Origin of the sequence: Pantoea sp. ACRSB (genome assembly GCF_022346905.1) — a bacterium.
Taxonomy (GTDB): domain Bacteria; phylum Pseudomonadota; class Gammaproteobacteria; order Enterobacterales; family Enterobacteriaceae; genus Pantoea; species Pantoea piersonii.
Window position 1 is genome coordinate 1 of the sequence record NZ_JAKRNL010000025.1, and the last position, 2,496, is coordinate 2,496.

The window sequence follows — 2,496 nt, forward strand, 5'->3', positions numbered from 1 at the left end:
TTTTTTTCTGCTGTCGGGTCAGATAATGAAAAAGGCCACACAAGGCGGCCCTTTTCCAGAGAAATGAATCAGTGCGGGATTTCAGAGACTTCTTTAACATCAGTTTTATTGATTTGCTGTTTGACGCCATTTGCGTCTGTATAGCCCAGCAGGCCCGTGTCTGATTCTTCAGGCTTACCGTCGCTGATAATCGTACGTCCGTCGTTGGTGTGAATGGCATAGCTTGTGCGCGTGCATCCGGTCAGGGCTGAAAGCATAACTGCCGCTGCGAACACTGAAACAAAAATCTTTTTCATGGCCAGCTCCTTTTAACCGTATCAGTTGTCCAGTTCACTCATGTTGCTTATTTTATCGCGGTTTATCTGACTGTATCTTCCGGTTGTTGCGTCTTTATAAGACACCAGGCCGGTATCATTATCGATTTCAGGTTTGCCGTCTGTAACGATAGTGCGGCCATCCGTTGTTTTGATTTGCTGATTTGAAGAGCATCCGGCAGCAGCAAACGTCACCAGCGTGACCATGATGGTCGCCAAAAGCATTTTTTTATTCATGATAGATTCCCTGCTTAAAAGTAAAGTGGATATGGTCACTAACCCTCTAAGTATAGGTCATTTTTCTAGGCGAAGAGAGGCTGGAAGGCGGCCACCATCATGAGTTCGGCAATGCACTCTTATGTTGAATCTGACCATACATGCTCCTGACGTTACGACTTCAAAAAACCTTAATGCTGCATGTCAGACCGCTGTCACGTTACTGTCGGGTTATGATCGTGGTCGCGTAGGATCACGCGGGCAACACTGGGCGCTGACCACCTTCCATTCGGAGACAGGAAATGAGTGATACCAACAAATTCAGATCGCTGCGTCTTGCGCGCGCCTGGTCCCAGGAGCAGCTTGCCGAACTGTCCGGGATGAGCGTACGCACGGTTCAGCGTATCGAGAACGGCGATCAGCCAAGCCTCGAAACACTGAGCGCCCTGGCTGCTGTATTTGAGGTGAGCGTGGCGCATCTTTCCGGCCCTAACGCGCTTGGCGATGACGCGCTTGACCAGAAAATTGCCGAGGCAAAGAGCAAAATTGCTGAGGAAGGCCGTTTTTACCGATCGGTTATTACGGCTATCGTCGTCTGCGCGCTGCTGCTTGTTCTTAACCACTTTACGGCTCCGGCCAGCGTATGGTCATTGTGGGTTGCGGGGATCTGGTGTGCGCTACTGGTTATTAGTGGCATGAGGACGTTTGTTTTTCGCGGGCTTATCAGCCGCTGGCAATGGAAGCGGCTTCGACAGATGCTGCGGCGATAACTGAGATGCCTGAAACCTGGTAATAATCTGTGACGCTTTTTCTGCCGCTCCCCGGCGGGGAGCTTTTTTTCGCGCCTCACGGGGGCAGCAAAAAGAAAGCTCCCGCTATCACAGTAATATATAACGCTACATAAGGAGTAGCCGATAACCATGGTAGTCCTCACATTATCCGAGCTATCTGATGCATATGCTTTCACTTAAAAATATGTTCTCCCTGAACCGCCAGCGATCAGCCATTTCGTATGACGCCATTTGTCAGAATAAGCCTGTCATTGAATTCAGTCCGGAGGGGGTGATACATAAAGCCAGCCCGCTTTTTCTCTCCACTATGGGGTACAGGGCTGATGAAATAATCGGTCACCACCATCGTATATTCTGCGCACCCTCGCTGGTAAATTCACCAGAATACAGCCAGTTCTGGCAGCGCCTTGCCAGGGGCGAAAGCTTTAGTGGCAAGTACCTGCGGCTGGCAAAGGGAAATCGTTCCGTATGGCTTGAAGCCAGTTATATCCCCGTTACTGACCGGCGCGGCCGTGTGACCAGAGTCATTAAAATTGCTGCCGATATTTCTGAGCGCGTGCATTCTGCGCTTGAGCAGGAAGCAGTCGTAAATGCCATAAACCGTTCTATGGCCATCATCACCTTCAGTCCTGAAGGGATCGTGCTTGAAGCAAATGAAAATTTCGTCAATGCCACTGGCTATAAGCGGGATGAAGTCATCGGTAAGCATCATCGTCTGTTTTGTGCCGAGACGCTCTACAAAAGTGATGAATACCGACAGTTCTGGGAGAGGCTGAATCAGGGTGAGTTTTTTTCTGGTCAGTTTCCACGTCTTAACCGTCAGGGAGATCCTCTGTGGTTCCATGCAACTTATAACCCTGTCTTTAACAGTGACGGGCAGCTTTATAAAGTTGTGAAATTCGCTACAGATGTCACGGCTGATGTCCTGCGAAACCAGAGAGAGCAGGAGGCTGCTTTGCATGCATGGGATATGGCCGTGCAGACCCGAGGAAGTGCGCAGAACGGTGCCAGTGTTATTGAAAATAGCATCCTTATGATTGACAGAATTGCTCAGGGGATGGGGGCTGTCTCCACCGATGTCTCTCGGCTCAACAATCAGTCTGAAAGTATTGACGATATGGTGGAAACCATCCGGAAGTTTGCCATGCAGACAAGACTTATTGCACTGAATGCCG

4 protein-coding genes are annotated in these 2,496 nt (G+C 49.8%); 2 read left to right on the forward strand and 2 right to left on the reverse strand.

What is annotated here, in order from left to right; genetic code table 11:
• Positions 1 to 68: 68 nt before the first annotated feature.
• Positions 69 to 296 (reverse strand): YgdI/YgdR family lipoprotein, encoded by a 228-nt coding sequence (locus MHZ89_RS22525; protein ID WP_063617429.1) that lies wholly within the window; start codon positions 294 to 296, stop codon positions 69 to 71.
• 21 nt (positions 297 to 317) lie between these two features.
• The gene (locus MHZ89_RS22530) at positions 318 to 551 is read right to left on the reverse strand and encodes a YgdI/YgdR family lipoprotein (protein WP_063617428.1); all 234 of its coding nucleotides are present in this window, start codon (positions 549 to 551) and stop codon (positions 318 to 320) included.
• Positions 552 to 832: 281 nt separating this feature from the next.
• On the opposite strand from MHZ89_RS22530, the gene MHZ89_RS22535 reads away from it, so the two are divergent.
• Positions 833 to 1,300, forward strand: a complete 468-nt coding sequence (locus MHZ89_RS22535; protein ID WP_279772572.1) for a helix-turn-helix domain-containing protein — start codon at positions 833 to 835, stop codon at positions 1,298 to 1,300.
• Between the two features lie 187 nt (positions 1,301 to 1,487).
• A partial coding sequence (locus MHZ89_RS22540) for a PAS domain-containing protein (RefSeq protein WP_409373373.1) occupies positions 1,488 to 2,496 on the forward strand: 1,009 nt, incomplete at its 3' end.